General features: G+C 39.5%; 21 protein-coding genes and 1 tRNA gene. 11 read left to right on the top strand and 11 right to left on the bottom strand.

The window, feature by feature from the left end:
* Positions 1-66 precede the first annotated feature (66 nt).
* The 4 genes from PVK71_RS17455 (at position 67) to grxB (ending at position 2,101) form a co-directional block, all read left to right on the top strand.
* Positions 67-150 (top strand) — tRNA-Tyr (locus PVK71_RS17455).
* A 161-nt stretch (positions 151-311) separates the two neighbouring features.
* Positions 312-500, top strand: a complete 189-nt coding sequence (locus PVK71_RS17450; protein ID WP_274419787.1) for a hypothetical protein — start codon at positions 312-314, stop codon at positions 498-500.
* 87 nt (positions 501-587) lie between these two features.
* Positions 588-1,394 carry an exodeoxyribonuclease III gene (gene xthA / locus PVK71_RS17445; protein WP_274419751.1) on the top strand — a complete coding sequence of 269 codons (807 nt, stop codon included), beginning with the start codon at positions 588-590 and terminating at the stop codon, positions 1,392-1,394.
* Between the two features lie 56 nt (positions 1,395-1,450).
* Positions 1,451-2,101, top strand: a complete 651-nt coding sequence (grxB, locus tag PVK71_RS17440) for a glutaredoxin 2 (RefSeq protein WP_274419750.1) — start codon at positions 1,451-1,453, stop codon at positions 2,099-2,101.
* 281 nt (positions 2,102-2,382) lie between these two features.
* Here the strand turns inward: grxB and PVK71_RS17435 are convergent, their stop codons facing one another.
* The 4 genes from PVK71_RS17435 to PVK71_RS17420 form a co-directional block, all read right to left on the bottom strand.
* Positions 2,383-3,060 (bottom strand): ABC transporter permease, encoded by a 678-nt coding sequence (locus PVK71_RS17435; RefSeq protein ID WP_130045555.1) that lies wholly within the window; start codon positions 3,058-3,060, stop codon positions 2,383-2,385.
* A gap of 2 nt (positions 3,061-3,062) precedes the next feature.
* Positions 3,063-3,803, bottom strand: a complete 741-nt coding sequence (locus tag PVK71_RS17430) for an ABC transporter permease (RefSeq protein WP_130045554.1) — start codon at positions 3,801-3,803, stop codon at positions 3,063-3,065.
* 135 nt (positions 3,804-3,938) lie between these two features.
* The gene (locus tag PVK71_RS17425) at positions 3,939-4,715 is read right to left on the bottom strand and encodes an ABC transporter substrate-binding protein (RefSeq protein ID WP_130045553.1); all 777 of its coding nucleotides are present in this window, start codon (positions 4,713-4,715) and stop codon (positions 3,939-3,941) included.
* Positions 4,716-4,791: 76 nt separating this feature from the next.
* Entirely contained in the window at positions 4,792-5,562 is a 771-nt protein-coding gene (locus tag PVK71_RS17420) for an ABC transporter ATP-binding protein (protein WP_130045552.1), read from the bottom strand.
* Between the two features lie 610 nt (positions 5,563-6,172).
* On the opposite strand from PVK71_RS17420, the gene PVK71_RS17415 reads away from it, so the two are divergent.
* The 4 genes from PVK71_RS17415 (at position 6,173) to PVK71_RS17400 (ending at position 12,374) form a co-directional block, all read left to right on the top strand.
* Positions 6,173-7,681, top strand: coding sequence for a DUF3360 family protein (locus PVK71_RS17415; RefSeq protein ID WP_130045551.1), 1,509 nt, complete (start codon positions 6,173-6,175; stop codon positions 7,679-7,681).
* A gap of 285 nt (positions 7,682-7,966) precedes the next feature.
* Positions 7,967-10,243, top strand: coding sequence for a formate C-acetyltransferase (pflB, locus tag PVK71_RS17410; RefSeq protein ID WP_130045550.1), 2,277 nt, complete (start codon positions 7,967-7,969; stop codon positions 10,241-10,243).
* 161 nt (positions 10,244-10,404) lie between these two features.
* Complete coding sequence (gene pflA / locus PVK71_RS17405; RefSeq protein ID WP_130045549.1) at positions 10,405-11,142, top strand: pyruvate formate lyase 1-activating protein; 738 nt, start codon at positions 10,405-10,407, stop codon at positions 11,140-11,142.
* A 65-nt stretch (positions 11,143-11,207) separates the two neighbouring features.
* Positions 11,208-12,374: a cupin domain-containing protein gene (locus tag PVK71_RS17400; protein WP_274419749.1), complete on the top strand. Its 1,167-nt coding sequence runs from the start codon at positions 11,208-11,210 to the stop codon at positions 12,372-12,374.
* A 275-nt stretch (positions 12,375-12,649) separates the two neighbouring features.
* Here PVK71_RS17400 and oppF read toward each other — a convergent pair whose 3' ends face one another.
* From oppF to PVK71_RS17375, 5 genes are all read right to left on the bottom strand, one after another.
* Positions 12,650-13,645 carry a murein tripeptide/oligopeptide ABC transporter ATP binding protein OppF gene (gene oppF / locus PVK71_RS17395; RefSeq protein WP_274419748.1) on the bottom strand — a complete coding sequence of 332 codons (996 nt, stop codon included), beginning with the start codon at positions 13,643-13,645 and terminating at the stop codon, positions 12,650-12,652.
* Positions 13,645-14,610, bottom strand: coding sequence for an ABC transporter ATP-binding protein (locus PVK71_RS17390; protein WP_130047444.1), 966 nt, complete (start codon positions 14,608-14,610; stop codon positions 13,645-13,647). Before PVK71_RS17390 ends, oppF begins: the two co-directional genes overlap by 1 nt.
* A 50-nt stretch (positions 14,611-14,660) precedes the next feature.
* Entirely contained in the window at positions 14,661-15,563 is a 903-nt protein-coding gene (gene oppC / locus PVK71_RS17385) for an oligopeptide ABC transporter permease OppC (protein ID WP_130047443.1), read from the bottom strand.
* 14 nt (positions 15,564-15,577) lie between these two features.
* Entirely contained in the window at positions 15,578-16,498 is a 921-nt protein-coding gene (oppB, locus tag PVK71_RS17380; protein WP_130060003.1) for an oligopeptide ABC transporter permease OppB, read from the bottom strand.
* Positions 16,499-16,602: 104 nt separating this feature from the next.
* Entirely contained in the window at positions 16,603-18,267 is a 1,665-nt protein-coding gene (locus PVK71_RS17375) for an ABC transporter substrate-binding protein (protein ID WP_130047441.1), read from the bottom strand.
* Positions 18,268-18,886: 619 nt separating this feature from the next.
* On the opposite strand from PVK71_RS17375, the gene PVK71_RS17370 reads away from it, so the two are divergent.
* Entirely contained in the window at positions 18,887-21,424 is a 2,538-nt protein-coding gene (locus tag PVK71_RS17370) for a glycosyl hydrolase family 18 protein (RefSeq protein WP_274419747.1), read from the top strand.
* 95 nt (positions 21,425-21,519) lie between these two features.
* Here PVK71_RS17370 and PVK71_RS17365 read toward each other — a convergent pair whose 3' ends face one another.
* A complete protein-coding gene (locus PVK71_RS17365) occupies positions 21,520-22,098 on the bottom strand; it encodes a thymidine kinase (protein WP_122033096.1) in 579 nt (192 codons plus the stop codon).
* An 89-nt stretch (positions 22,099-22,187) separates the two neighbouring features.
* Positions 22,188-23,576: a cysteine--tRNA ligase gene (gene cysS / locus PVK71_RS17360; protein WP_130047439.1), complete on the bottom strand. Its 1,389-nt coding sequence runs from the start codon at positions 23,574-23,576 to the stop codon at positions 22,188-22,190.
* 148 nt (positions 23,577-23,724) lie between these two features.
* Between cysS and PVK71_RS17355 the strand changes: the two genes are divergently transcribed.
* Both PVK71_RS17355 and lpxH read left to right on the top strand, forming a co-directional pair.
* Entirely contained in the window at positions 23,725-24,222 is a 498-nt protein-coding gene (locus tag PVK71_RS17355) for a peptidylprolyl isomerase (protein ID WP_130047438.1), read from the top strand.
* Positions 24,223-24,288: 66 nt separating this feature from the next.
* Positions 24,289-25,014: a UDP-2,3-diacylglucosamine diphosphatase gene (lpxH, locus tag PVK71_RS17350; RefSeq protein WP_274419744.1), complete on the top strand. Its 726-nt coding sequence runs from the start codon at positions 24,289-24,291 to the stop codon at positions 25,012-25,014.
* Positions 25,015-25,022 lie beyond the last annotated feature (8 nt).

Below are 25,022 nucleotides of genomic sequence, written 5' to 3'. Positions count from 1 at the left end.
GTAACGATTGAGATAACTTGATTGCTCCGTTGGGAAACGAGCTAATTAAGTATAAAAAAGCCCGCTGGAGGGGTTCCCGAGTGGCCAAAGGGAGCAGACTGTAAATCTGCCGCGAAAGCTTCGATGGTTCGAATCCGTCCCCCTCCACCATTATTTATCTCGTAAGAGATCAAAAAGCCAATTCAGAAATGAGTTGGCTTTTTTTGTGCCTGTAAGAAATAAAACGTCGAATTCCTCTTTTTATTACTTGCCAAAACCACTGTTCAAATATACAGTTACTTTGTTTTCGATAATATAAAAGAGGCATTAAAATGCACATAGTACAAACTCAAAAGCAGCAACAACCTTCACAATGGAAAACCTGTAGCTTATGTAATAAAGAGGCTCTTTGTAACCCATCGACTAGCGTAACAATGGCATGGATAAAAGCGGGCTTTGGGCAACAGAAATGCACATGGCACTGTGAGACATGCAAGCCTACGGCTAAGTTAATGAATTAACTTCTCTATCAAATTAATGGTAATATCGTTGTATTAAAAGATCCTTTCTTCATAGGATTCAAAATAAAAACAAGGACTTTAACCATAATGAAAGTAATCTCATTCAACATAAATGGCCTCCGTGCTCGCCTTCATCAACTTCAAGCGATTATTGATAAGCACAACCCTGATGTTATTGGTCTTCAAGAGATCAAAGTACATAACGAAATGTTCCCTGTCGAAGCCGTCGAGGCGATGGGCTACAAAGTCTACTTCCATGGCCAAAAAGCGCATTACGGTGTTGCTATGCTATGTAAACAAGAGCCTATCTCTGTTCAGTATGGGTTTGATACGGATACCGAAGAACATCAAAAACGTATGATAATGACAACACATCAACGTGAAGATGGCTCACAATTCACGGTTATGAATGGTTATTTCCCACAGGGTGATAACATCAAGCATGAAACTAAATTCCCGTACAAACGCCAGTTCTATAAAGATCTCATGACTCACCTAAACACTCACCATAAGAGCGATGAAGAACTGATCATTATGGGTGACATTAATATCAGCCCTATAGATTCAGATATTGGTATTGGTGAACCAAATGCGAAGCGCTGGTTAAAAACAGGTAAGTGTTCATTCCAGCCAGAAGAGCGTGAATGGTTACAAACATTAAAAGACTGGGGTTTTGAAGATACCTTCCGTAACCTTCATCCAGAAGTGACCGATCAGTACTCATGGTTTGATTACCGCTCTAAAGGCTTTGTTGATAACCGTGGCCTTCGTATTGATGTGGTAATGGCTACACCAACACTTGCAGCTAAATGCACAGAAGCAGGTATTGATTACGAATTACGTGGCATTGAAAAACCGTCTGATCACGCCCCAATCTGGTCTACATTTAAATAACGATTTAAAGCCCTACCTTACATTCTAGCGTGGGGCTTTTTTAATAAGGAAGTAGTATGAAATTATTCTTATTTGAGCATTGTCCGTTTTGTATGAAAGCTAAAATGGTTGCTGGTATTAAAAATCAGCCTATTGAATTCATCTATATGCAGAATGATGATGTAGATAGCCGAATTGAGAAAGTCGGTGCAAACATGGTACCTATTTTAGAGAAAGAAGACGGCAGCTACATGGCGGAAAGCTTGGACATCGCAGAGTTTCTGGATAAGCACGATCATCACTCTGTTATTGAGCAAGCGACTCACGCCGATGAGATTTCTGAGTGGTTAGATACTGCTCGTCCTTTATTCTTTAATCTTACCTTCCCTCGTTGGACTCAACTAAATTTACAAGAGTTTCAACGACCTGAAGCAATTACTTGGTATACAGAGAAAAAAGAAGCGTTTATTGGTATGCCCTTTGAGCAAGCGCTAACTCAAAGTAATGATTATATTAAACAATTAAATCCATTATTGGTTGATGTTAATTTCATTACGCTACCATCAGAAAAAGGCAATAAAATCACATGGGATGATATTAACTTTTTCCCATTTATTCGTAATTTAACTGTCGTTAAAGGATTAGACTTCCCACCTCATTTAAAGAATTATCTTGATGAGGTCAGTGAACTGACGGGTGTTAATTTATTTTTAAATGACGCAATATAGTCATCATTTTAATTAGTGGTTATAAAGTAAAAAAGAGCACAGGACAGTGCTCTTTTTTATACTTAGAACCAACGTTGGTACCAAAGAATTTCGCCATGCTCTATGAAATCAAAAACACTCAAAAACAATGCGCAAATCACGACTAATTTTACTAGCCTTATCAATAAAAATGATAAGTTCATAACCATCTCCTCAAGAGCAAATCTGACCATTTACTTGTTCTATTGATATTAACAAAAAAAGGGCACATCTTGTGCTCTTTTTCTATGTTTAAAATACAGTTAACTTAACGGCCTCATAAATCTAAGCAGTCGAGTTTCTAATTGCTTAAATACAAAAATGATAATAAACGTTAAGCACATATAGAATAAACCAGCCGCTATATATGACTCAAATGGCGCGTAGTATCGCGAATTCACTAAGCGAGCTGCGCCTGTTAAATCCATTAAAGTAACGATACCTGCAATCGCTGAACCATGGAGCATAAAGATCACTTCATTACTGTAAGCGGGAAGCGCTCTACGCAAAGCACTAGGTAAAATAATGCGTTTATAGGTCTGAAATTGACTCATTCCATACGCTTTTGCTGCTTCTATCTCACCTTGTGGTAATCCATTAATTGATCCACGAACAATTTCAGCTGTATATGCGCCCGTATTTAATGCAAATGCCACTAAAGCACAAAATGATGCGTGCTCCCATAGTGTATCTTTCACGGGAAAAAACTGATCCATCCCATAATAAATTAGGTATAGCTGAATAAGTAATGGTGTCCCACGGAAAAAGTAAATATACGCCCAAGCGGGCACCCAAATTAATGGATTATTACTGTTTCTTGCTATTGCTGAAGGGACAGCAATACATAAGCCAACAATAAGAGAAAGAGTCACTAACCAAACCGTAGTCCAAAGCCCTTCTAAATACACAGGTAGGCTCTCAATAATGATTGAAAAATCCATGCTTACCTCATATGAATGCTGAATTTACGCTCAACAAGTTTTAAAGCACCTGTTGATATAGCAGTAAATAGTAAGAAAATACACGCGACGGACATATAGAAAGTAAATGGCATTTTAGTCGTACCAGCAGCCATTGAGCTGACTCGAACCATATCTTCTAAACCAATAATTGAAACCAGCGCAGTGGTTTTTAATAAAACTAACCAATTATTACCAAAACCTGGTAAGGCATGGCGAAGCATTTGAGGAAAGAGGATACGACGAAAAGCCATCGCTCCACTCATACCATACGCTTTTGCAGCTTCCATTTCACCACGGTCAACCGCCATAATGGCACCGCGAAATGTTTCAGCCATGTAAGCACCAAAGATAAAACCAATAGTTAAAATACCTGCAATAAACGGACTGATTTCAATATAATCTGGAAGGTAAGATATCCATTCATGGTCAGGATTAGAGTTGGTCATCCACTCATTAATCCATTCATTAGTTGCGTATAACCCATTATTAAGCAGCATTTGACCGCCAAAAAATAACAGCATCATCAAAACAAGATCAGGGATACCACGAACAACCGTAGTATAGAGAGTAGCAATACCTCTAGCCCAACGATAAGGTGCCATTTTAGCGAGCGCCCCTAATAGACCTAAAAAAACTGCTAAGATAAGAGACAGTATAGCTACTTGAAGTGTAACCATGGCTCCGTCTAAGATGGAGGATTCATATCCTTGTAAATCTAACATACTGCTTCCAAGCTTTCGCTTTAATACTTAAACCAATAAAAATAATTGTCCTTTATTGGTATAAATATAAGTATTAGAAATAGTAGAAGAGACAAAGCTATTGCCTCTTCCCTTTTTATGCTTACCTATTGGCTTTTATTCACCATAAACATCATAGTTAAAGTATTTAGCTGCAATCTCTTGATAAATACCCTTTTCGCGTAAAGATTGAATTGCTGCATTCAGCTGCTTAGTTAAATCTTTATCTTGCTTACGAGTTGCAATACCAAAACCATCGCCAAACCACTTTGGATCCGTTAGTGATGGACCAACAAACTCATAGGCTTTGCCACCTGGTTTATTAATCAGCCCCTCTTCTAATGCTGATGCATCACCAAGAACCGTATCAATACGACCTGCTTTTAGATCCAAATACGCTTCATCAAATGAACCGTAACGCTTAAGATCAACACCTTTACCGAAATTATCAGTTAAATATTTGTCGTGTGTTGTCGCACGCTGAACACCAACAGTGACGCCTTTAAGACCCTCTTTAGTCATGACTAAATCAGTGCCTTTCTTAGCGACAAATTTATTTGGGATCAGTGCGTATTTTTCTGTAAAATCAATTTTCTTTTTACGTTCTTCAGTAATCGACATAGCTGCGATAATCGCATCGTATTTACGAGCCAGCAATGATGGAATAATGCCATCCCAATCTTGCGCTACGATTTTACAGCGCGCTTCCATCTCTTTGCATAAGGCATTTGCCATATCAACATCAAACCCTTTTAGTTCACCTGAAGGCTCAGTCCAACTAAAAGGAGGATATGCTCCTTCAATACCAAATCGAATTTGCTTCCATTCTTTTGCTTGAGCTGCACCAGTGACTGCTGTAGATGCCACAACGGCTGCTAATAACCACTTCTTCATTTCCTTGCTCCTGTAACTAACGATTTTTATATTTATAAGCTGTGTTTCTTTATATTACTCAGCCATCTATCGATTTCTAATAGATAGATGAGATAAACTGCTTTAAACGATCTGATTCTGGATTAGTAAATAGCTTAGCGGGATCACCCTGCTCTTCTACTAAACCCTGATGTAAAAACATCACATGATTAGAAACATCTCGTGCAAACGCCATTTCATGCGTCACTACCAACATAGTTCGGCCTTCTTCAGCAAGATCTCGCATAACCCCAAGAACTTCACCAACCAACTCAGGATCAAGTGCTGAAGTTGGTTCATCAAATAACATCACTTCAGGATCTACCGCTAATGCTCGTGCTATTGCTGCACGTTGCTGTTGGCCTCCTGATAAGTGCCCAGGGTAATAGTCCCTACGCTCGTAAAGACCGACTTGTTTTAAAAGTTGTTCCGCTTTTTCAATAGCTTCGGCTTTCGGCACACCCAAAACATGTATTGGTGCTTCGATTACATTTTGTAACACCGTCATGTGTGACCATAGGTTAAAACCTTGAAAAACCATAGCAAGACGTGAGCGTATTCGTTGAACTTGTTTTTCATTGGAGGGGATTGCTTCACCTAAACGATTGTTTTTCATCTCAATCAATTCACCATTGACCCAAATTTCGCCATGAGTTGGTGTTTCAAGTAAGTTGATACAACGCAGGAAGGTACTCTTACCTGAACCAGATGAGCCAATAATTGAGATTACATCACCCTTATTAGCCTCTAGGGAAATACCTTTTAATACTTCATTTTGTCCAAAATGTTTATGTAAGTCTTTCACTTCTAGCGCGACAGCATCCTTCATGCGCCATAACTCCTAATTCAATACACATTAATCGTTTGCTTTTCACTTTATTCTTAGAATTTAACACTCAAAATTATCACAAGCAACAATTTATTAACCAAAGTATGAATAACGAACAAAAATCAGAAGCGTGAAAAATTTAAATTTAATTTAAAAAGAATATCATTCACTTTTGGCCGTTATTTTACAATTTCTATTCAATTTCACATTAACAATATTAAAACATTTATTTTCTGTGTATTTATGTTTAAGTACAGTAAAACTAGCACGTAGTATATGTACTACATGTAAACGAATTACTGCTATAATTTGTTTTTTATTAAGAATTATTAACAAGTTCAATATTGTTGATACCATTAATAAAATGCATCAAAAACACTGTAGAGGACTGTTATTAAAGGAGAAATTTAATAACAACTCTATCATTAACATAATAGCACCAAAGTATTAACCGTCTCATTTTGTAGTTTTCTTTCATATACAATTATATAGTGATCAAGATCAATCATTGGCTTAATTTTCGTGTGCTACACTCGGCGAAAATAACAAGAACAACATCAATATCTACTTATTGATTTTTTAATACTTAAAATTCTATTATGAGGATTCTATGTCTATAGACAAAGAGCAGAACGAAAAGAGCTATAGCGAGTTACATCGCCCAGCTTCTGAGTTCGATAGCCGTTCAGATTACCTAGATCATGAACTGCAAATTATGAAACCACGCCGCTTTGGTTTAAACCTACCTGGTCGTGACTTCCGCTTTGAACTTGAAGATCTTGTTCCTGCTTTAGCCGGAACTATCGGCATCATTGCAATGTACTCTGCGGTAATGATGTCTTGGGCTGATGGCCTTACTCAAGCATGGCCACACATCAACTTAGGTAAAGAATTTGCCATTGAAGTTGCTCGTGTAGAAATGCTTATCCCTGCTTTTTTATTCTGTATTCTAGCCTCTGGTTTCTTTAACCCTCGCGCTAACCTTGCAGGTAACCATGGCCCAATGATCCCACTTATCGGTGCGATCGCGTTAGCTGGTGCACACCCTCTTGCTCTTGCCATTTTATTAGGTGTATTCGGCTTACTATTGAGTTATTTCAAAGGCGGTTCCAAGTTAGTCAACTTAACCTCTGAAGGGGTTGCTGGTGGTCTTCTTGTCTTCCTTGGCTTCAGTGGAGCAATGGGTCAGATTAGCAATATACAAGCTTGGTCTACTGGTCTTGAAGGCGAGTTAGGCTACATTGGTTTAATCGTATTAGCAGTAAACATTGTTCTATACGCTTATCTTGCTCGTATTAACAAACGCTGGTTAGCAATCCCTGCTTGTGCGTTTGCTGGTTTAGCAGTTGCACTTGCTCTTGGTGCTGGTTTTGATCTTAAGTTTGAAACTGAGATGGGTATCCCTAACCTAAACCCTGTTTACTGGTGGGGGTCAACTGAAGAAGGTTGGATGCTTGGTTTACCAAACCTGCAGCACTTCTTAGCTTCTCTACCTTTTGCTATCCTAGCGGTTGCAATGTGGTCACCTGATTTCCTTGGTCACCGTATCTTCCAAGAACTTAACTACCCTCGTCGTACTGAAAAAGTACTAATGGACGTTGATGACACGATGACAATGTGTTCTATCCGTCAAATGGTAGGTACTGCAGTTGGTGGTGGTAACATCACATCTTCTTGGGGTACGTATATGATCCCAGCAGCAATTGCTAAGCGTCCGATCCCAGGTGGTGCTATCCTTCTTGGTACAATCGTAATGATTATTGCTATCCTTGGCTTCCCTATGGATGTTGCAGTATGGCCACCAGTAATGTGTATGGCTCTATTAGTTGGTGTATTCTTACCAATGCTTGAAGCCGGTGTTCAAATGGTTAAAGAAAACAAAGACGCACAATCTGCAGGTATTTGTATCTTTGCCGCAGCAGTAGCAAACCCAGTTTTAGCTTGGGCTATGACTATGCTTCTTGATAACAATGGTTTGATTGGTGATAAAGAACGTCCTAAGACACTTTCTTTTGTTGACCGTATTGTTATTCCTGGCGGTGTATTAGTAATTTGTTTAATTGCAATGCTTGCAGTTGGCATGCTTGAAGGTCAATACGGCATCAAGGCACTACTATAATAGTGACACCTCACGTATAATACTTATGGGGTAATAAAATAAATTACCCCATTTTATTAAAAAAATTGAAGATTTATTGATTTAGTTTAAGGTTTGCAAAAAAAGTTTAAGGTAGTATTGAAAAATCGAACGGTTAGTCGCAATATAAATGCTTATAGGCTAAATTTTATAATCATTTATATTGTTATTAAATTGAGTGTACTGTTTTACCTCTAACGAGGATGTGGGCAGCTCAAGCCCATTATGAATAGTACGAATTTTTTCTACTAAAAAGGTAGGTATATCATGGCAGAGCAATTTGCTAAAGCTTGGACAGGTTTTGCAGACGGTGAGTGGCAAAACGAAGTTAACGTTCGCGATTTCATCCAAAAGAACTATGCACCTTATGAAGGTGACGAAGAATTCCTAGTTTCTGAAGGTACTGAAGCAACTAACAAGCTTTGGGCTAAAGTAATGGAAGGCATCAAACAGGAAAACGCAACTCACGCACCTGTTGATTTTGATACTTCAGTTATCTCTACCATCACATCTCACGATGCGGGTTACATTGAAAAAGACCTTGAAACAATCGTTGGTCTTCAAACAGAAGCGCCTCTAAAACGTGCAATCATCCCTAACGGCGGTGTGCGTATGGTTGAAGGTTCTTGTAAAGCATACGATCGCGAACTTGATCCTATGGTTTCAAAAATCTACTCTGAGTACCGTAAAACACACAATGCTGGTGTTTTCGATATCTACACTAAAGACATCCTAAACTGTCGTAAATCAGGTGTTCTAACTGGTCTTCCTGATGCATACGGCCGTGGTCGTATCATTGGTGATTACCGTCGTGTTGCACTTTACGGTATTGATTTCCTAATCAAAGACAAACTAGCTCAATTCGCTTCTTTACAAGAACGTTTTGAAAAAGGCGAAGATCTAACTGCTACAATGCAACTTCGTGAAGAAATTGCTGAGCAACACCGTGCTCTAGGTCAAATCAAAGTTATGGCAGCTAAATACGGTTGTGATATCTCTGAGCCAGCAACTACTGCGCAAGAAGCAATTCAGTGGACTTACTTCGGCTACCTAGCTGCTGTTAAATCTCAAAACGGTGCTGCAATGTCTCTAGGTCGTACTTCGACTTTCCTAGACATCTACATCCAACGTGATATCGACGCTGGTCTTCTAACTGAAGAACAAGCTCAAGAAATGATCGACCATTTCGTAATGAAGCTACGTATGGTTCGTTTCCTACGTACTCCTGAATACGATGAACTATTCTCTGGTGACCCAATCTGGGCTACAGAATCTATGGGTGGTATGGGTCTTGACGGTCGTACTCTAGTTACACGTACTAACTTCCGTTTCCTAAACAGCCTTTACACAATGGGTCCTTCTCCAGAGCCAAACATCACGGTTCTTTGGTCTGAGCAACTGCCTGACGGCTTCAAACGTTTCTGTGCGAAAGTATCTATCGATACTTCTTCTATCCAGTACGAAAATGATGACCTAATGCGTCCTGACTTAGCATCAGATGACTACGCAATCGCTTGTTGTGTATCTCCAATGATCGTTGGTAAGCAAATGCAGTTCTTCGGTGCTCGTGCTAACCTTGCGAAAACTATGCTTTACGCAATCAACGGCGGTGTTGATGAGAAGCTAAAAATCCAAGTTGGCCCTAAAGAAGCGCCAATGACTGATGAAGTTCTTGATTACGCTAAAGTAATGGATCGTCTAGATCACTTCATGGATTGGTTAGCAACTCAATACGTTACAGCATTGAACTCTATCCACTACATGCACGACAAGTACAGCTACGAAGCGTCTCTAATGGCTCTTCATGACCGTGACGTTCGTCGTACAATGGCTTGTGGTATTGCTGGTCTATCTGTTGCTGCCGATTCTCTAGCTGCAATCAAGTACGCTACAGTTAAACCAATTCGTGACGAAGATGGCATCGCTATCGATTTCGACATCGAAGGTGATTACCCTAAATTTGGTAACAACGACGCTCGCGTTGATGATATCGCATGTGAACTAGTTTCTACGTTCATGGGTAAAATCCGTAAGCTTAAAATGTACCGTAACGCTATCCCTACTCAATCAATTCTTACTATTACATCTAACGTTGTATACGGTAAGAAAACTGGTAACACACCAGATGGTCGTCAAGCAGGTGCTCCTTTTGCTCCTGGTGCTAACCCAATGCACGGCCGTGATGAGAAAGGTGCTGTAGCATCTCTAACTTCAGTAGGTAAACTACCGTTTGCTGATGCACAAGATGGTATCTCTTACACATTCTCTATCGTTCCTAACGCACTAGGTAAAGACGATGACAACCGTCGTTCTAACCTTGCTGGCCTAATGGATGGTTACTTCCACCACGAAGCTAACGTAGAGGGTGGTCAACACCTTAACGTAAACGTTCTTAACCGTGAAACTCTAGAAGACGCAGTTAAGCACCCAGAGAACTACCCACAACTGACTATCCGTGTATCGGGTTACGCTGTGCGTTTTAACTCTCTAACTACTGAACAACAAAAAGACGTAATCGCACGTACTTTCACTGAAACTCTATAATTTCAGCGTTAATTAAGTAGCATTAAGCCCTGCCATTTTGGTGGGGCTTTTTTATTTCCACTTTCCTCATAATTCCCCCTATTTCTCTCTGGTTTGCCCTACTTAATTGGTCCAAAGTGTAATAAAATGGCCACATAATTATAGTTCGGAGAAATGTCGTCATGTCTGTAGGTCGTATTCACTCTTTTGAATCTTGTGGTACCGTTGATGGTCCAGGTATTCGCTTTATCATCTTTTTACAAGGTTGTTTAATGCGTTGTATGTATTGCCATAACCGCGATACTTGGGACACGCATGAAGGTAAAGAAGTTACCGTTACTGAATTAATTGAAGAAGCAAAAAGCTATCGTCACTTTATGAAAGCATCTGGCGGTGGCATTACCTGTTCTGGTGGCGAAGCAATGCTTCAACCTGAGTTTGTACGTGACTTCTTCCGTGCTGCACAAGCCGAAGGTATGCATACCTGCCTAGATACGAATGGCTACATTCGTAAACACACTGATGTGATTGATGAAGTATTAGAAGTTTCAGATCTTGTTATGCTTGATCTAAAACAAATGAAAGATGATGTTCATAAAGAGTTTATTGGCGTATCTAACACTCGAGTTCTTGATTTTGCTCGTTATTTACATAAAATCGGCCAAAAAACATGGATCCGTTACGTTATTGTCCCAGGTTACACTGATGATGAAGAATCCGCTCATCTACTTGGTGAGTTCATTAAAGACATGGACAACATTGAGAAAATAGAGCTGCTTCCATACCACCAATTAGGTGCCCACAAATGGCAAGCTATGGGACTTGATTACCCTCTTGAAGGGGTTAATCCTCCTTCTAAAGAAACCATGGAAAAAATGGTAGAGATCCTGAGCCAATACCATAATAACGTGAAATTCTAAGCTCTACTTTCACTTTACATTTATTTTAAATGCCCGACTATCGGGCATTTTTATTGGAAACAATTATGTATCAATTAAGCTTTTCGTTAAAAGAATTCCTTGCTGAATATTGGCAAAAGAAACCCGTCATTATCAAAGGCGGTTTTGAAAATTTTCAAGATCCTGTTACACCTGAGGAACTCGCTGGCTTAACGCTAGAAAATGACGTGGATTCTCGCTTTGTTTCTAACTTAAACAACGAATGGAAAGCGGAACACGGCCCATTAAGCGAAGAACTGTTCGATACGCTTGGTGAAACCAATTGGTCTATTATTGTTCAAGCGGCTAACCACTGGCACGAAGGTGCGGCTGAACTATTCAAGCCATTCAAACAAATGCCAAACTGGTTATTTGATGACATCATGATCAGCTATTCAGTACCTGATGGTGGCGTAGGTCCACACATTGATCAATACGATGTATTTATCATTCAAGGTCAAGGGAAACGCCACTGGCGAGTTGGCGATATTGGCGAATATCAAGAAGAACACCGCCATAGTGCACTAAAACAAATCACGGGTTTTGACCCTATTATCGATCAAATCTTAGAACCTGGTGATATTCTTTATATCCCACCAGGCTTCCCACATGACGGTTATGCATTAGAACCATCAATGAGTTATTCTGCAGGTTTTCGTTCTCCAAAAGAACAAGAGCTAGTGAGTAACTTTGCTGACTTCATTATTGAGAATGACAAAGGTGATGTGCATTACCACAATCCAGATCTTCAAGCGCAAAGTCACGGTACTGAAATTAGCACGCAGAGCTTTGAAGATTTAAAAGCAATGATGTTAAATGCTATGTCGGATGAACAAACGCTAAAGCAATTTATGGGTGAATATTTAAGTAATTCACGCCATCATTTAAATATCCTTCCTGATTCTGAAAAATGGACAACTGAGGAATTAATTAGCTATTTACAGTCAGGTCAAGCTCTGATTAAAGTCGCTGGAATTCGAGCTTTCTATCATGAAGTCGAAACATGTGAAGATAACATGACACTTTATATTGATGGTGAAAGCTATGTTTTCCCTTTAAGCGTAAAAAATGATGTGATTGCTTTATGTGAAACGTCAGAATTCACACAACTCGATATTGAGGGTTTATTGCAAGATCCACATTCAGTGGCTAATTTACTGCAATTTGTAAATATCGGTTACTGGTTTGCTGACATTGACGGCGAAGCAGAATAATACCATTCTGGATAAGTAGTTGTTCAGATAATTGCGTAGGAAAAATCGATTAGAGCAAGGCATAAATTGCAGTAACTAGTGGATCTAATTACAAAAGTTATAACGCAGATATAATCGATTTTCACAAGTAAGAATGATCAAATACTTATGTAGATTGGTATAGACATAAAAAAAGCGCGATATAAATAGATTATCGCGCTTAAGCCTGTCACAGGCTGAATGATTAAAAACTGAAATTGCCATCATAATTCATCGAATTATGATGGCTTTTTACATTAGATATCGGTTACCGCTAAACAAGAAACGGCGTGTACATCTGTTCCTTTTAGCTCTGGTTTAGTCTGTGCACATATATCTGTAGCTTGAGGGCAACGAGTACGGAATACACAACCAGATGGTGGATTAATAGGTGAAGGTAAATCCCCTTCTAGCATCTCAATCACTTTTGCTCTCTCAAGCTTTGGATCTGGAATTGGAACCGCTGACATCAGCGCTTTAGTGTATGGGTGCTTAGGGTCACTAAACAACGCATCAGACTCGCCAAGTTCAACCTCATTACCCAAATACATAACCAATACGCGATCTGAGATATGCTTAACGACAGATAAATCGTGGGCAATAAAGACTAAACTTAAGCCAAGCTCTTTTTGCAACTCTTTAAGTAAGTTTACTACCTGTGCTTGAATCGATACATCTAAAGCAGATACAGGCTCATCACAGATGATCATTTTAGGCTTTAGAATTAGTGCACGAGCAATACCGATACGCTGACACTGACCACCAGAGAATTCATGAGGGTAACGGTTAATTACGTTAGGTAATAAGCCTACCTTCGCCATCATCTCTTTTACTCTATCTTTCACTTCTTCTTTCGTTAACTTCGAGTAGAAGGTTTGCAGTGGCTCAGCAATGATATCGCCAACTGTCATACGTGGGTTAAGAGAGGCCAATGGATCTTGGAAGATCATTTGAATTTCTTTACGCTTCTGACGTAGAGGCTCATCTTCTAGCTTAGTTAGATCTTGACCTAGCCAAACTACTTCGCCTTCTGTTGCTTCTACCAAACCGATAATTGCACGAGCAAACGTTGATTTACCACAGCCGGACTCACCTACGACACCCAGTGTTTCGCCTTCATATAAGCGAACATTTACACCATCTACTGCTTTTAAGTTCGCAGGTTTAGCCCATGGCCATACTGATTTTGATGCAATGCTAAAGTGAACTTTTAGATTCTTTACATCTAAGATTAAATTTTTATCTGCTGACATTACCACGTCTCCTGATCAGAAAAACAAGCACGTAATCTATCTTGACCAAACGGCAATAAGATCGGAGCTTCTTGCTTACAACGGCTCATTACTCGATGGCAGCGCTCTTGATAAGGGCAACCCGTTGGTAAACGAAGTAAGTTAGGTGGATTACCAGGAATCGTTGGTAAAATCTCACCTTCTTGATCTAAACGCGGAATCGCTTTTAATAGACCTTCTGCATATGGGTGACTTGGTTCATAAAATATTTCATTTACTGTGCCGTATTCCATTGTACGGCCAGCGTACATTACAAGCACTTTGTCACATGACCCTGCAACCACACCCAAATCGTGGGTAATCATAATAATTGCCGTATTAAATTCACTCTTCAGCTCATTTAATAATTCCATGATTTGTGCTTGTACAGTTACATCAAGAGCAGTTGTTGGCTCATCTGCAATAAGTAACTTAGGACGACATAATAATGCCATTGCTATCATCACACGCTGACGCATACCACCTGAGAATTCATGTGGGTACATAGTAATACGTTTACGAGCTTCTGGAATTTTAACCGCTTCTAGCATTCGGACAGATTCTTCAAACGCTTCTGCTTTACCCATGCCTTTATGTAGCATTAATACTTCCATTAGCTGGTCGCTAACTTTCATGTACGGATTAAGCGATGTCATTGGATCTTGGAAAATCATCGCCATCTGTTCAGCACGAATACTGTTTAGCTCTTTTTCAGGAAGGTTAAGAATTTCTTTGCCTTCAAACTTTGCACTACCCGTGATAATACCGTTTTTAGCTAATAGGCCCATTAGTGCAAATACTGTCTGTGACTTACCAGAGCCAGATTCACCAACAATGCCTAATGTCTCACCTTGTTGAAGTGAGAAGTTTAAATCGTTTACTGCGGTTACGTTACCATCTTGAGTTGTAAACTCTACACGCAGATCTTTTACATCTAATAAACTCATAATTCTTTCCTGCTCAAATTTGTTTAATAATTAACTGTCCACACAGAGAGTTATCTGTCTTTTGGATCCAGCGCATCACGTAAACCATCACCCACATAGTTAAAGCAGAATAAGGTAACGACCATAAATAAAGCGGGGAAAGTTAACTGCCAAATTGCCACTTCCATTGTTTGAGAGCCCTCTTGAAGCAAGGCACCCCAACTTGTCATCGGCTCTTGAACACCTAGACCTAGGAAAGATAGGAAAGATTCAGTTAGGATCATACTTGGAATAAGCAATGTTGAATAAACAGCAACAATACCTAATACGTTTGGTACGATATGGCGAGTGATGATGCCCCACTTACTCACACCACACACGTGTGCAGCTTCGATAAACTCTTTGCTACGTAAACTCAGTGTCTGGCCTCGAACGATACGAGCCATATCTAGCCAAGCAATCGCACCGATAGCAACAAAGATAAGTACGATATTACGACCAAAGAATGTCACTAATACGATGACTAGGAACATAAATGGAACCGCGTATAAAATCTCAATGAAACGCATCATAACTCGGTCAACTTTACCGCCAACAAACCCTGATGTTGCGCCGTAAAGAGTTCCGATAAGTACCGCAACTAACGCACCTAAGATACCAACCATCAATGAGATTCGGCCACCAACTAAAGTACGAACAAACAAATCACGACCTAAGCTATCGGTGCCAAATAAATGCTCTGCACTTGGAGCAGCATGCAGCGCATACCAATCGGTATCATCATATGCATATTGACTGAACATCGGCAGAAAAATAACCGCTAACGTCATTAAAGTAAGAATAAAAAGACTGATCATCGCCGCTTTATTTCGCATAAAACGCAGACGAGCATCCTGCCATAAACTTCGACCTTCAATCTCAAGATTTTCTGAGAACTTTTCGATCGCTTCTAAATTTTCTTTTTTAGTTAACATACGTCCGTTCCCTATTAATAACGAATTTTCGGGTCAATTATTGCTAGTAACACATCAACAATGGCGTTGAATAAAATGAATAGGAAACCAATTAAGATGGTCACCCCCATTACTAACGAATAATCACGGTTAAAGGCTGCGTTTACGAATAACTTACCAATGCCTGGTAGACCAAAAATAGTTTCGATAACGACTGAGCCGGTAATAATACCTACAAACGCAGGACCCATATAAGAAACAACAGGCAGCATTGCTGGTTTTAACGCATGTTTTAGAACGATATAGCGGTAGCTTAATCCCTTTGCTCGAGCTGTACGGATAAAGTTACTGTTAAGAGTTTCAATCATGCTACCGCGGGTAATACGAGCGAAAGTTGCAACGTAAAGAAATGACATACCCAAGATTGGTAAGAACATGTATTTGAATGAACCATCATGCCACCCACCTGCAGGGAACCAACCAAGTTCAATTGAGAATAAATAAATAAGGGCTGGTGCCAACACAAAGGATGGCATTACCACCCCGACCATGGCGGTGGACATGATACTGTAATCGAGCCAGGTATTTTGCCTTAATGCTGCTAAGGTACCAATAGATACACCAAGTACAACGGTAAAGATAAAGGCAAAGAAACCCACTTTTGCAGATACAGGTAACGCCGCTTCAACCAACTCATTAACTGTGTAATCTTGGTATTTAAATGATGGTCCAAAATCACCTTGCAGAATGTTTCCAAGATACGTTGTGTATTGTTCAAAGACAGGCTTATCTAAACCATACTTTGCATTGATGTTCGCCATTACTTCAGGCGGAAGTGGGCGCTCTGTAGAAAATGGATTACCCGGTGCGAATCTCATTAAGAAAAATGAGATAGTGATCAAAACCAACATAGTTGGGATTGCTTCAAGGATCCGTTTGATAATGAATTGAAACATAATTCACTCTTCCAGTCTGTGACAAAAATAAAATAGAGGTAGATCTAGTCACTACACGCTATCCTGCGTGCAGTGACTTTTTTTATAGTTTTATTTGCTAATGATTAATTAGCTTTGATGTATAGATCTTTTGAGTAGATTTTTTCTTCCGCATTTTCTGCTGGGAAGCCGCCTACTTGTGGAGACAATAGACGAGAACGAACATACTGATAGATAGGTGCGATTGGCATGTCTTCTGCTAAAAGCTGTTCAGCTTGTAGATAGATAGCAGTACGCTCTTCTTCAGATGTTGATTTTAGTGCTTTGTCAATTAATGCATCATACTCAGCGCTTAGGTAGTGTTTACCACCTGTTGTGTTCTTACTTACCATTAAAGTTAAGAAAGAAGACGCTTCGTTATAATCACCACACCAACCGGCACGGGCAACTTCAAATTGACCTTGATCTTTTGAGTCTAGGTACGTTTTCCATTCTTGGTTTTCTAGTGAAACTTCTAGACCAAGCGTCTTCTTCCACATAGAACCAGCGGCAACTGCGATCTTTTTATGGTTTTCAGATGTGTTGTATAGAAGGGTAAACTTAAGTGGATTCTCAGGACCGAAGCCAGCTTCTGCTAGTAAACGTTTCGCTTCAGCATTACGCTCTTCTTGAGTCATCTTACCGTAAGCAGGAAGCTCAGGATTAAAGCCCGCTGTGATTTCAGGTGTTAAGAAGTAAGCCGGTTTTTGACCTTGACCTAAGATAGCACCTGACACGATATCACGGTCGATAGCGTAAGAGATTGCTTTACGAACACGTACATCATCAAATGGTTTCTTTTGAGTATTGAACGAGTAGTAATAAGTACACAGGCTGCCTTCAACAGATACAGACTCTGGTTCTTCTTTTTGAAGACGCTTAAAGTGCTCTGTTGGAAGCGTAGAAGTGAAGCTGATTTCACCAGATAAGAAACGGTTCATTTCAGCTACTGGGTTTTCGATTGGTAAGAACGTTACTTTATCAAGTTTTGTATCTTTATTATCCCAGTACTGTTCGTTACGAACTAGCTCTAAGCGCTCGTTTACAACCCAGTTTTTAACAACAAATGCACCATTACCAACAAAGTTACCTGGTTTAGTCCACTTATCGCCAAATTCTTCAACTGTTGCTTGATGCACAGGCTTCACTGTTGTGTGGCCCATCATCATTACAAAATATGGTACTGCTGTATCAAGCTGAATCTCTAGTGTATTTGCATCAATCGCTTTAACACCTAATTCACTCTTATCTTTTTTACCAGCAATGATGTCTTTTGCATTTACCATCTTAGTATATTCCATATACCAAGAGTATGGCGATGCTGTAGCAGGATCAACAGCACGTTGGAAACTGTATACAAAATCATCTGCTGTTACAGGATCGCCATTTGACCATTTAGCATCTTTACGTAAATGGAAAACAAAATTTTTGTTATCTGTCGTTTCCCAGCTTTCAGCCACACCTGGGATCGTATTACCGTCAGCATCTTGATTTACAAGACCTTCCAGTAGATCACGGATTACGTGGGATTCGGGAACACCTTGCGATTTATGAGGATCAAGCGTTGCAACTTCAGTACCGTTACCACGAGTCAGTTCTTGAACGTCAGCGTAAACAACTTCTGTTGATACTGGTTTTTCAGCAGGTTTTGTTTCTTTCACTGGTTGCTCTGCAGGTTTATCTCCACAGCCAGCTAGTGTTAGTGACAGGCCACCAAGCAAGATTGCTTGTGTAATTTTATTCTTATACATGCATTAACTCCAATACATTCTATTTTGCATCCATGACATACTTCGGGCAGAACGACTTGCCAATCATTTATCATCTAAAAAACGTTAAATACGTCTTAAAAAAGATAAATCCATCGAAGATTCGAGGGCAACATTATCAATCATTGAAGGAATTTGCCACATTTTTGTCACAAAACACCTGATAATTTTTAAAAACATCACAATTAACAGCATAAATGACCAACTTTTAAACTTATTGCGGATTGAATATATAGAAAACTATAAAAATATAGAATCCATCGCTAATCAATCTAAAAAACACTCATTATTTAGAATAAAAACCCAACAAAAATGCTACATGTCGCATTAAAAAACAATATAAATGAACACAAATTAGACAGATATTTATATTTTTAAAAGCGAAATAAGCCTGATGCATCTAATGCAATATTTAAAAATCATAATTTAGAACCACCCTTCAAAAAAAATCATCGCTTACAAATTGACCTCTTCAATACTTTTAGGCTGCTGCCAAACAGCCACAACCAACTGGAAGTTTATAAAATATGAATAATTATAAATAGCACTGCGAATATTTTGCGGTAATCCGTTTTTGGATTCATTATCAAGGATGTTATTTATGTTAAAGAAAAAATTTGGGCTTTGTTCTGGAGCTGTCGCTCTTGCTCTATCAATGCCTACCTATGCTGCAGCACCAGGCCAAGCGATTATCTCTTGGATGGAAACCGATTTTGCCATTATTGAAGTTGATCAAGCCGCAACATCATATAAAAATCTTGTAACAGTAAAAGACTTTGCTGAAGTCCCTGTTACTTGGGATCGTTGGTCTGGTGAATCTGCAGAAAAATGGCGCGTGTTATTAAATGGCGTTGTTGTTCATGAAGAAGCGATTTCTCCTACTGCTTCACAAAAAGCCTCTACAGTTCTACAAGTTCGTCAAGGTGGCCAATACGAAATGACGGTAGAACTTTGTAATGGTTCAGGTGCAACAGAAGAATGTAGCACCAGTGCAGCCAAAGCAATTGTTGTTGCCGATACTGATGGTAGCCATTTAGATCCGCTACCAATGAATGTCGATCCTGCCAATGGAAATTACACCACACCTGATGGAATGGTTTCTGGAGCTTATTTTGTTGAATGGGGTGTTTATGGTCGTAAATTTGCCGTTGACCAAATTCCAGCACAGAATCTAACGCATATTCTTTATGGGTTTGTTCCTATCTGTGGCCCTAACCCTTCTTTAGGTGAAATTGAAAATGGTAATAGCCTAGCAGCATTAAACCGCGCTTGTGCTGGGACGCCTGATTATGAAGTCGTTATTCATGACCCATGGGCTGCAGTTCAAATGCCACAACCTCAATCAGGCCATTCTTTTAGTACGCCTTATAAAGGGACTTATGGTCAAATGATGGCGCTGAAACAACGCTATCCAGATCTTAAAATTGTTCCATCAATCGGCGGTTGGACTTTATCAGACCCTTTCTATGACTTTGTTGATAAATCCAAGCGAGATATTTTTGTCGCGTCAGTTAAACAGTTCCTTAAAACATGGAAGTTTTATGATGGTGTAGATATTGATTGGGAATTCCCTGGTGGTGACGGTGCAAGTGCAACCGGTGGTGACCCTGTTAATGACGGTCCTGCTTACGTTGCTTTAATGCAAGAACTAAGAGCAATGCTTGATGAATTAAGTGCCGAAACAGGAAAAACCTATGAGTTAACCTCAGCAATCGGTGCTGGTTATGACAAAATTGAAGATGTTGACTATGCTGCTGCATCTCAATATATGGATTACATCTTTGCAATGACATACGATTTCTTCGGCGGTTGGAATAATGTTGTTGGTCACCAAACAGCGCTAAACTGTGGAACACATATGTCTCAAGGCGAATGTGATGGTACAGGTCTTGATGATAAAGGCGAACCTCGTAAAGGACCTGCTTATACAATCACTAATGCGATTGACTTATTACTTGCTCAAGGTGTTGATGCTAAGAAGCTGGTTGTAGGTGCTGCTATGTATGCACGTGGTTGGACTGGTGTTACACGTGATAGCATGACCGATCCGACAAATCCAATGACAGGGGTTGGTAACGGTAAAGTTGCAGGCTCATGGGAAGCTGGCGTAATTGATTACAAAGATGTGGTGACTAATTACGTAAATAAAGCAGGCGTTGAAGTGGGTTATGATGATATTGCTCAAGCCGCTTACGCTTATGACCCAAGCAATGGTGACTTAATCACTTATGATAATAAACAATCTGTACTCGCTAAAGGTGAATACGTTCGTTCACTTGGCTTAGGTGGTTTATTTGCATGGGAAATCGATGCAGATAATGGTGACATTCTAAATGCGATGCAAGAAGGTCTTGCTGGCGACGGAACGGTTACGCCTCCTGCAAACAAAAAACCTATAGCTAAAGCCGGCGTAGATCTTTCAGTGACTGCACCTGCATCTGTACAACTTGATGGTTCATTATCATCTGACAGTGACGGTTCTATCGTTTCTTATGCATGGACACAAACTTCTGGACCAAAAGTGACATTAACTGGTGCAGATTCAGTTAACCCAAGCTTTGCTACTGATACCTTTGCTCAATCTGAAACACTTCAGTTCACGTTAACCGTTACAGATGATAAAGGTGCAGCGGCATCTGATTCAGTAGCAGTCTCAGTAACAATTGAAGGTACAGGACCGGTAAATACCGCGCCTGTAGCTGTTATCGTTGCTCCAACATCGGTAAACAAAGGCGATGTTGTTACTCTTGACGCATCAACATCAACTGACGCAGACAATGATCCATTAACCTATTCATGGGTAATCCCTACTGGTATTGATGCTACTGTTATTGGTTCTCAAGTAACCTTTACAGCAGGCTCTTATACTGTAGATACGCCTTTCACCTTCTCTGTAACAGTTAATGATGGTCAGGCATCAGATACTTCAAATGTTACCGTAACTGTTCTGAAAGATGCTGGTGACCCACCATTAACTTGTGACAACGCATGGGATGCTTCAGCCGTTTATACTGGTGGTGATCAAGTATCACAAGCAGGTAAAGTATGGGAAGCGAAATGGTGGACAAAAGGTGATGAGCCATCAAAATCTGGTGAGTGGGGAGTATGGAAAGAAGTCGGTATTTCTACTTGTAACTAACCTTCGACATTAACCTTATAAATAATAAAAAGACCAAGTTCATTCATCTGAGCTTGGTCTTTCTTTTCAAAACAATAGAATTACTTAAGTAAGCTTTACTTACCTAGCGCTTCTTTATAATGCAAACGGCAAACTGATACATACAATTCATTACCACCAATAGCAACCTGATCGCCATCAGCAATAGCAACCCCATGCTCATCAGTACGAATAACCATATTCGCTTTACGCCCACAATGGCAAATCGTTTTTAACTCGACTAATTTATCTGCCCAAGACAATAAGTATTTACTGCCTTCAAACAACTCACCTAAAAAGTCCGTTCTTAAACCATAACACAATGCTGGAATATCTAATTTATCAACCACTTCAGTCAATTGATAAACCTGCTCTTTCGTTAAGAATTGGCATTCATCGATTAACACACAATGAAGTTTCTCTTTTTCATGAAGCGTTTTAATTGCTTCAAATAAATTCATATCAGTATTAAATAAATGCGCATCAGCATCTAGACCAATACGAGAGCTTACTTTACCCACACCGTAACGGTCATCAATCGCTGCGGTAAAAATAGCAGGATTCATACCTCGTTCTTGATAATTAAAAGACGATTGAAGAAGTGTCGTTGATTTACCCGCATTCATTGCTGAGTAATAAAAGTACATTTGAGCCACAAATGTGTCCTCTATTAAAGTTTAAAAATTTATAAAATTGGCAATAAAAAAGGCTGGAAAACCAGCCCCTTTAATAAAATTAGTTAAGATTACTTACGACGCCATGTCGTCCCTTCAGGGCCATCTTCAAGTACAATATTTAGTGCAGCAATTGCATCACGAGCCGCATCAGCAGCTGCCCAATCTTTTGCGGCACGAGCGTCATTACGTGCTTTAATTAACGCTTCAATTTCAGCAACTTCATCATCACTGCCATTATTACCTTGTAAGAAAGCTTCTGGCTCTTGCGATAACAAACCTAACACATCAGCAAGTTCGCGCATTAACGCACCCAATTTAGAAGCGGCTTCTACATTTTCAGTCTTCAGGCGGTTTACTTCACGAGCCATTTCGAATAATACCGAATAAGCTTCAGGCGTATTAAAGTCATCATTCATTGCCGTAGAAAAACGGGTAACAAACTCTTCGCCACCAGCAGGAGTTACCGTTAAATCAAGACCACGTAATGACGTATATAAACGCTCTAATGACGCACGAGCTTGGTTTAAGTTATCTTCACTGTAGTTTAATTGGCTACGGTAGTGACCAGACATTAAGAAATAACGAACCGTCTCTGAATCGTAGTGTGCTAACACATCACGGATAGTAAAGAAGTTACCTAATGATTTAGACATCTTCTCACGATCAACCATAACCATGCCACTGTGCATCCATGTATTTACATACTTAGAGTCATGAGCACAGCATGATTGCGCAATTTCATTTTCGTGGTGTGGGAACATTAAATCAGATCCACCACCATGAATATCAAAATGATTACCCAGAATAGAGGAGTTCATCGCTGAACATTCAATATGCCAGCCAGGACGACCAGGTCCCCAAGGTGATTCCCACGTAGGTTCACCCGGCTTAGACATTTTCCATAAAACGAAATCCATACCACTGCGTTTAACGCTTGCTTCTTCAATGGTTACGCGAGAGCCTGCTTGAAGCTGTTCAAGGTCTTGGCGAGAAAGGCGACCATATTCATCGTATTTTTTCACTTCAAACATTACATCACCATTTGATGCAACATAAGCAAAGCCGCGTTCAATTAGACGATCAACCAATTCAATAATTTCTGAAATGTATTCAGTCGCTCTTGGTTCAACATCTGGACGTTTCATGTTTAACGCATCAAAATCGGCGTGCATATCGGCAATTAAACGCTCAGTAAGTGCATCACATGTTTCACCATTCTCAGCAGCACGCTTAATGATCTTGTCATCAATATCGGTAATATTACGCACAAAAGTAAGGTCGTAACCTAAGAAACGTAAATAACGAGAAATCACATCAAAAGAGACAAACGTACGGCCGTGACCAATGTGGCACAAGTCGTAAATGGTAACCCCACACACATACATACCGACTTTACCTTCGGTAATTGGTTTAAATTCTTCTTTTTGACGTGTAATTGAGTTATATATTTTCAACATGCTCTTTTTTTACTCATTATTTGTTTAAAGGATATATAAAGGCTATTAAACCTATATTAAGTAATGATAGCAAGAAAATTCCCTGTAGATCCTCGTTAATCTTAGGTAAAATCAAATTCTATTTAAATACAATTACAAAGGTAATTTCATGATCATCCTTCACACATCATTTGGTGACATCACAGTTAAGCTTCATGAAGATAAAGCACCAGCAACTTGTGCTAACTTCCTACAATACTGTCAAGATGGTTTTTACGACAATACACTTTTCCACCGTGTAATTGATGGCTTTATGGTTCAAGGCGGCGGCATGACTTCTGGTCTTGAAGAGAAAACAGGTCGTGCTACGATCAAAAATGAAGCAAATAATGGCCTAAGCAATAAAGTAGGTACATTAGCAATGGCTCGTACTATGGAACCGCATTCAGCAAGTTCTCAATTCTTCATCAACGTAAACGACAATAAATTCCTAGATTTTAAATCTGAGTCTATGGATGGTTGGGGTTACTGTGTATTCGCTGAAGTAGTTGAAGGCATGGACGTAGTAAATAAGATCAAAGGTGTTGCTACTGGTAACTACGGTTACGTACACCAAGATGTTCCAGTTGAAGAAGTATTCATTACTGGTACTACAATTACAGAATAATTCTGTTTATGCTGGCTCTTATTTCTTAAGGGCTAGCAACTTCACCACTCCAACAAAAAGCATTCTATGACTATTTTATTTATTTCTGATCTTCACCTCTCACCTCTTCGCCCTGATATTACTGATTGTTTTTTAGACTTTATGAATACAGAGGCTATCCATGCCGAGAAACTGTACGTGTTAGGTGATTTGTTTGAGTTTTGGATCGGTGATGATGATAACTCTCCCTTTAATGTGGTAATTAAAGAGGCATTTCAAGCGTTAACCCAACAAGGCGTTGAGTGTTACTTCATTCAGGGTAATCGTGACTTTTTATTAAATAAACGCTTTTGTAAAGAAACAGGAGTTCAACTCCTAGCCGATCACACGGTGATTGATATCAATAACGAAAAAGTACTTATCATGCACGGTGATACCTTATGTATTGATGATATCAAATATCAAGAGTTTCGCGCTAAAGTCCATCAACCATGGTTACAATGGGTATTTAACCGTATTCCTCTGTTTATTCGCCAACGTATTGTTAAAAATGTGCAGGATAAAATCAAAGAAAAGAAACAGCACAAAAAACTCACGATTATGGACGTTACTCAAAGTGAAGTAGAAAGAGTAATGCGAGAAGAAGGCGTTAAAAGACTGATCCACGGGCATACACATCGTCCCAATGTGCATACTTTTAATCACAACTCAGAAGAAATGACGCGTATTGTGCTTGGTGATTGGTACACTCAAGGATCTATTCTTGAATTTAAGAACAATAAATATACACTTCAGAATAAAAGTTTTAAATAAATCACATT

It is taken from the genome of Aliivibrio sp. S4MY1, from assembly GCF_028765545.1.
Taxonomy (GTDB): domain Bacteria; phylum Pseudomonadota; class Gammaproteobacteria; order Enterobacterales; family Vibrionaceae; genus Aliivibrio.
Note: the sequence above shows the minus strand (reverse complement) of the source record. Positions and strands in the feature narration are given on the sequence as shown.

Coding starts and splice junctions, on each gene's coding strand:
- PVK71_RS17375 (WP_130047441.1), bottom strand. CDS start 18,267: ATGTATAAGAATAAAATTACACAAGCAATCTTGCTTGGTGGCCTGTCA.
- PVK71_RS17420 (WP_130045552.1), bottom strand. CDS start 5,562: ATGAAGGATGCTGTCGCGCTAGAAGTGAAAGACTTACATAAACATTTT.
- PVK71_RS17435 (WP_130045555.1), bottom strand. CDS start 3,060: ATGGATTTTTCAATCATTATTGAGAGCCTACCTGTGTATTTAGAAGGG.
- PVK71_RS17430 (WP_130045554.1), bottom strand. CDS start 3,803: ATGTTAGATTTACAAGGATATGAATCCTCCATCTTAGACGGAGCCATG.
- PVK71_RS17450 (WP_274419787.1), top strand. CDS start 312: ATGCACATAGTACAAACTCAAAAGCAGCAACAACCTTCACAATGGAAA.
- lpxH (WP_274419744.1), top strand. CDS start 24,289: ATGACTATTTTATTTATTTCTGATCTTCACCTCTCACCTCTTCGCCCT.
- pflB (WP_130045550.1), top strand. CDS start 7,967: ATGGCAGAGCAATTTGCTAAAGCTTGGACAGGTTTTGCAGACGGTGAG.
- PVK71_RS17400 (WP_274419749.1), top strand. CDS start 11,208: ATGTATCAATTAAGCTTTTCGTTAAAAGAATTCCTTGCTGAATATTGG.
- PVK71_RS17370 (WP_274419747.1), top strand. CDS start 18,887: ATGTTAAAGAAAAAATTTGGGCTTTGTTCTGGAGCTGTCGCTCTTGCT.
- PVK71_RS17415 (WP_130045551.1), top strand. CDS start 6,173: ATGTCTATAGACAAAGAGCAGAACGAAAAGAGCTATAGCGAGTTACAT.
- grxB (WP_274419750.1), top strand. CDS start 1,451: ATGAAATTATTCTTATTTGAGCATTGTCCGTTTTGTATGAAAGCTAAA.
- xthA (WP_274419751.1), top strand. CDS start 588: ATGAAAGTAATCTCATTCAACATAAATGGCCTCCGTGCTCGCCTTCAT.
- oppF (WP_274419748.1), bottom strand. CDS start 13,645: ATGTCAGCAGATAAAAATTTAATCTTAGATGTAAAGAATCTAAAAGTT.
- PVK71_RS17355 (WP_130047438.1), top strand. CDS start 23,725: ATGATCATCCTTCACACATCATTTGGTGACATCACAGTTAAGCTTCAT.
- PVK71_RS17425 (WP_130045553.1), bottom strand. CDS start 4,715: ATGAAGAAGTGGTTATTAGCAGCCGTTGTGGCATCTACAGCAGTCACT.
- cysS (WP_130047439.1), bottom strand. CDS start 23,576: ATGTTGAAAATATATAACTCAATTACACGTCAAAAAGAAGAATTTAAA.
- oppC (WP_130047443.1), bottom strand. CDS start 15,563: ATGTTAACTAAAAAAGAAAATTTAGAAGCGATCGAAAAGTTCTCAGAA.
- oppB (WP_130060003.1), bottom strand. CDS start 16,498: ATGTTTCAATTCATTATCAAACGGATCCTTGAAGCAATCCCAACTATG.
- PVK71_RS17390 (WP_130047444.1), bottom strand. CDS start 14,610: ATGAGTTTATTAGATGTAAAAGATCTGCGTGTAGAGTTTACAACTCAA.
- pflA (WP_130045549.1), top strand. CDS start 10,405: ATGTCTGTAGGTCGTATTCACTCTTTTGAATCTTGTGGTACCGTTGAT.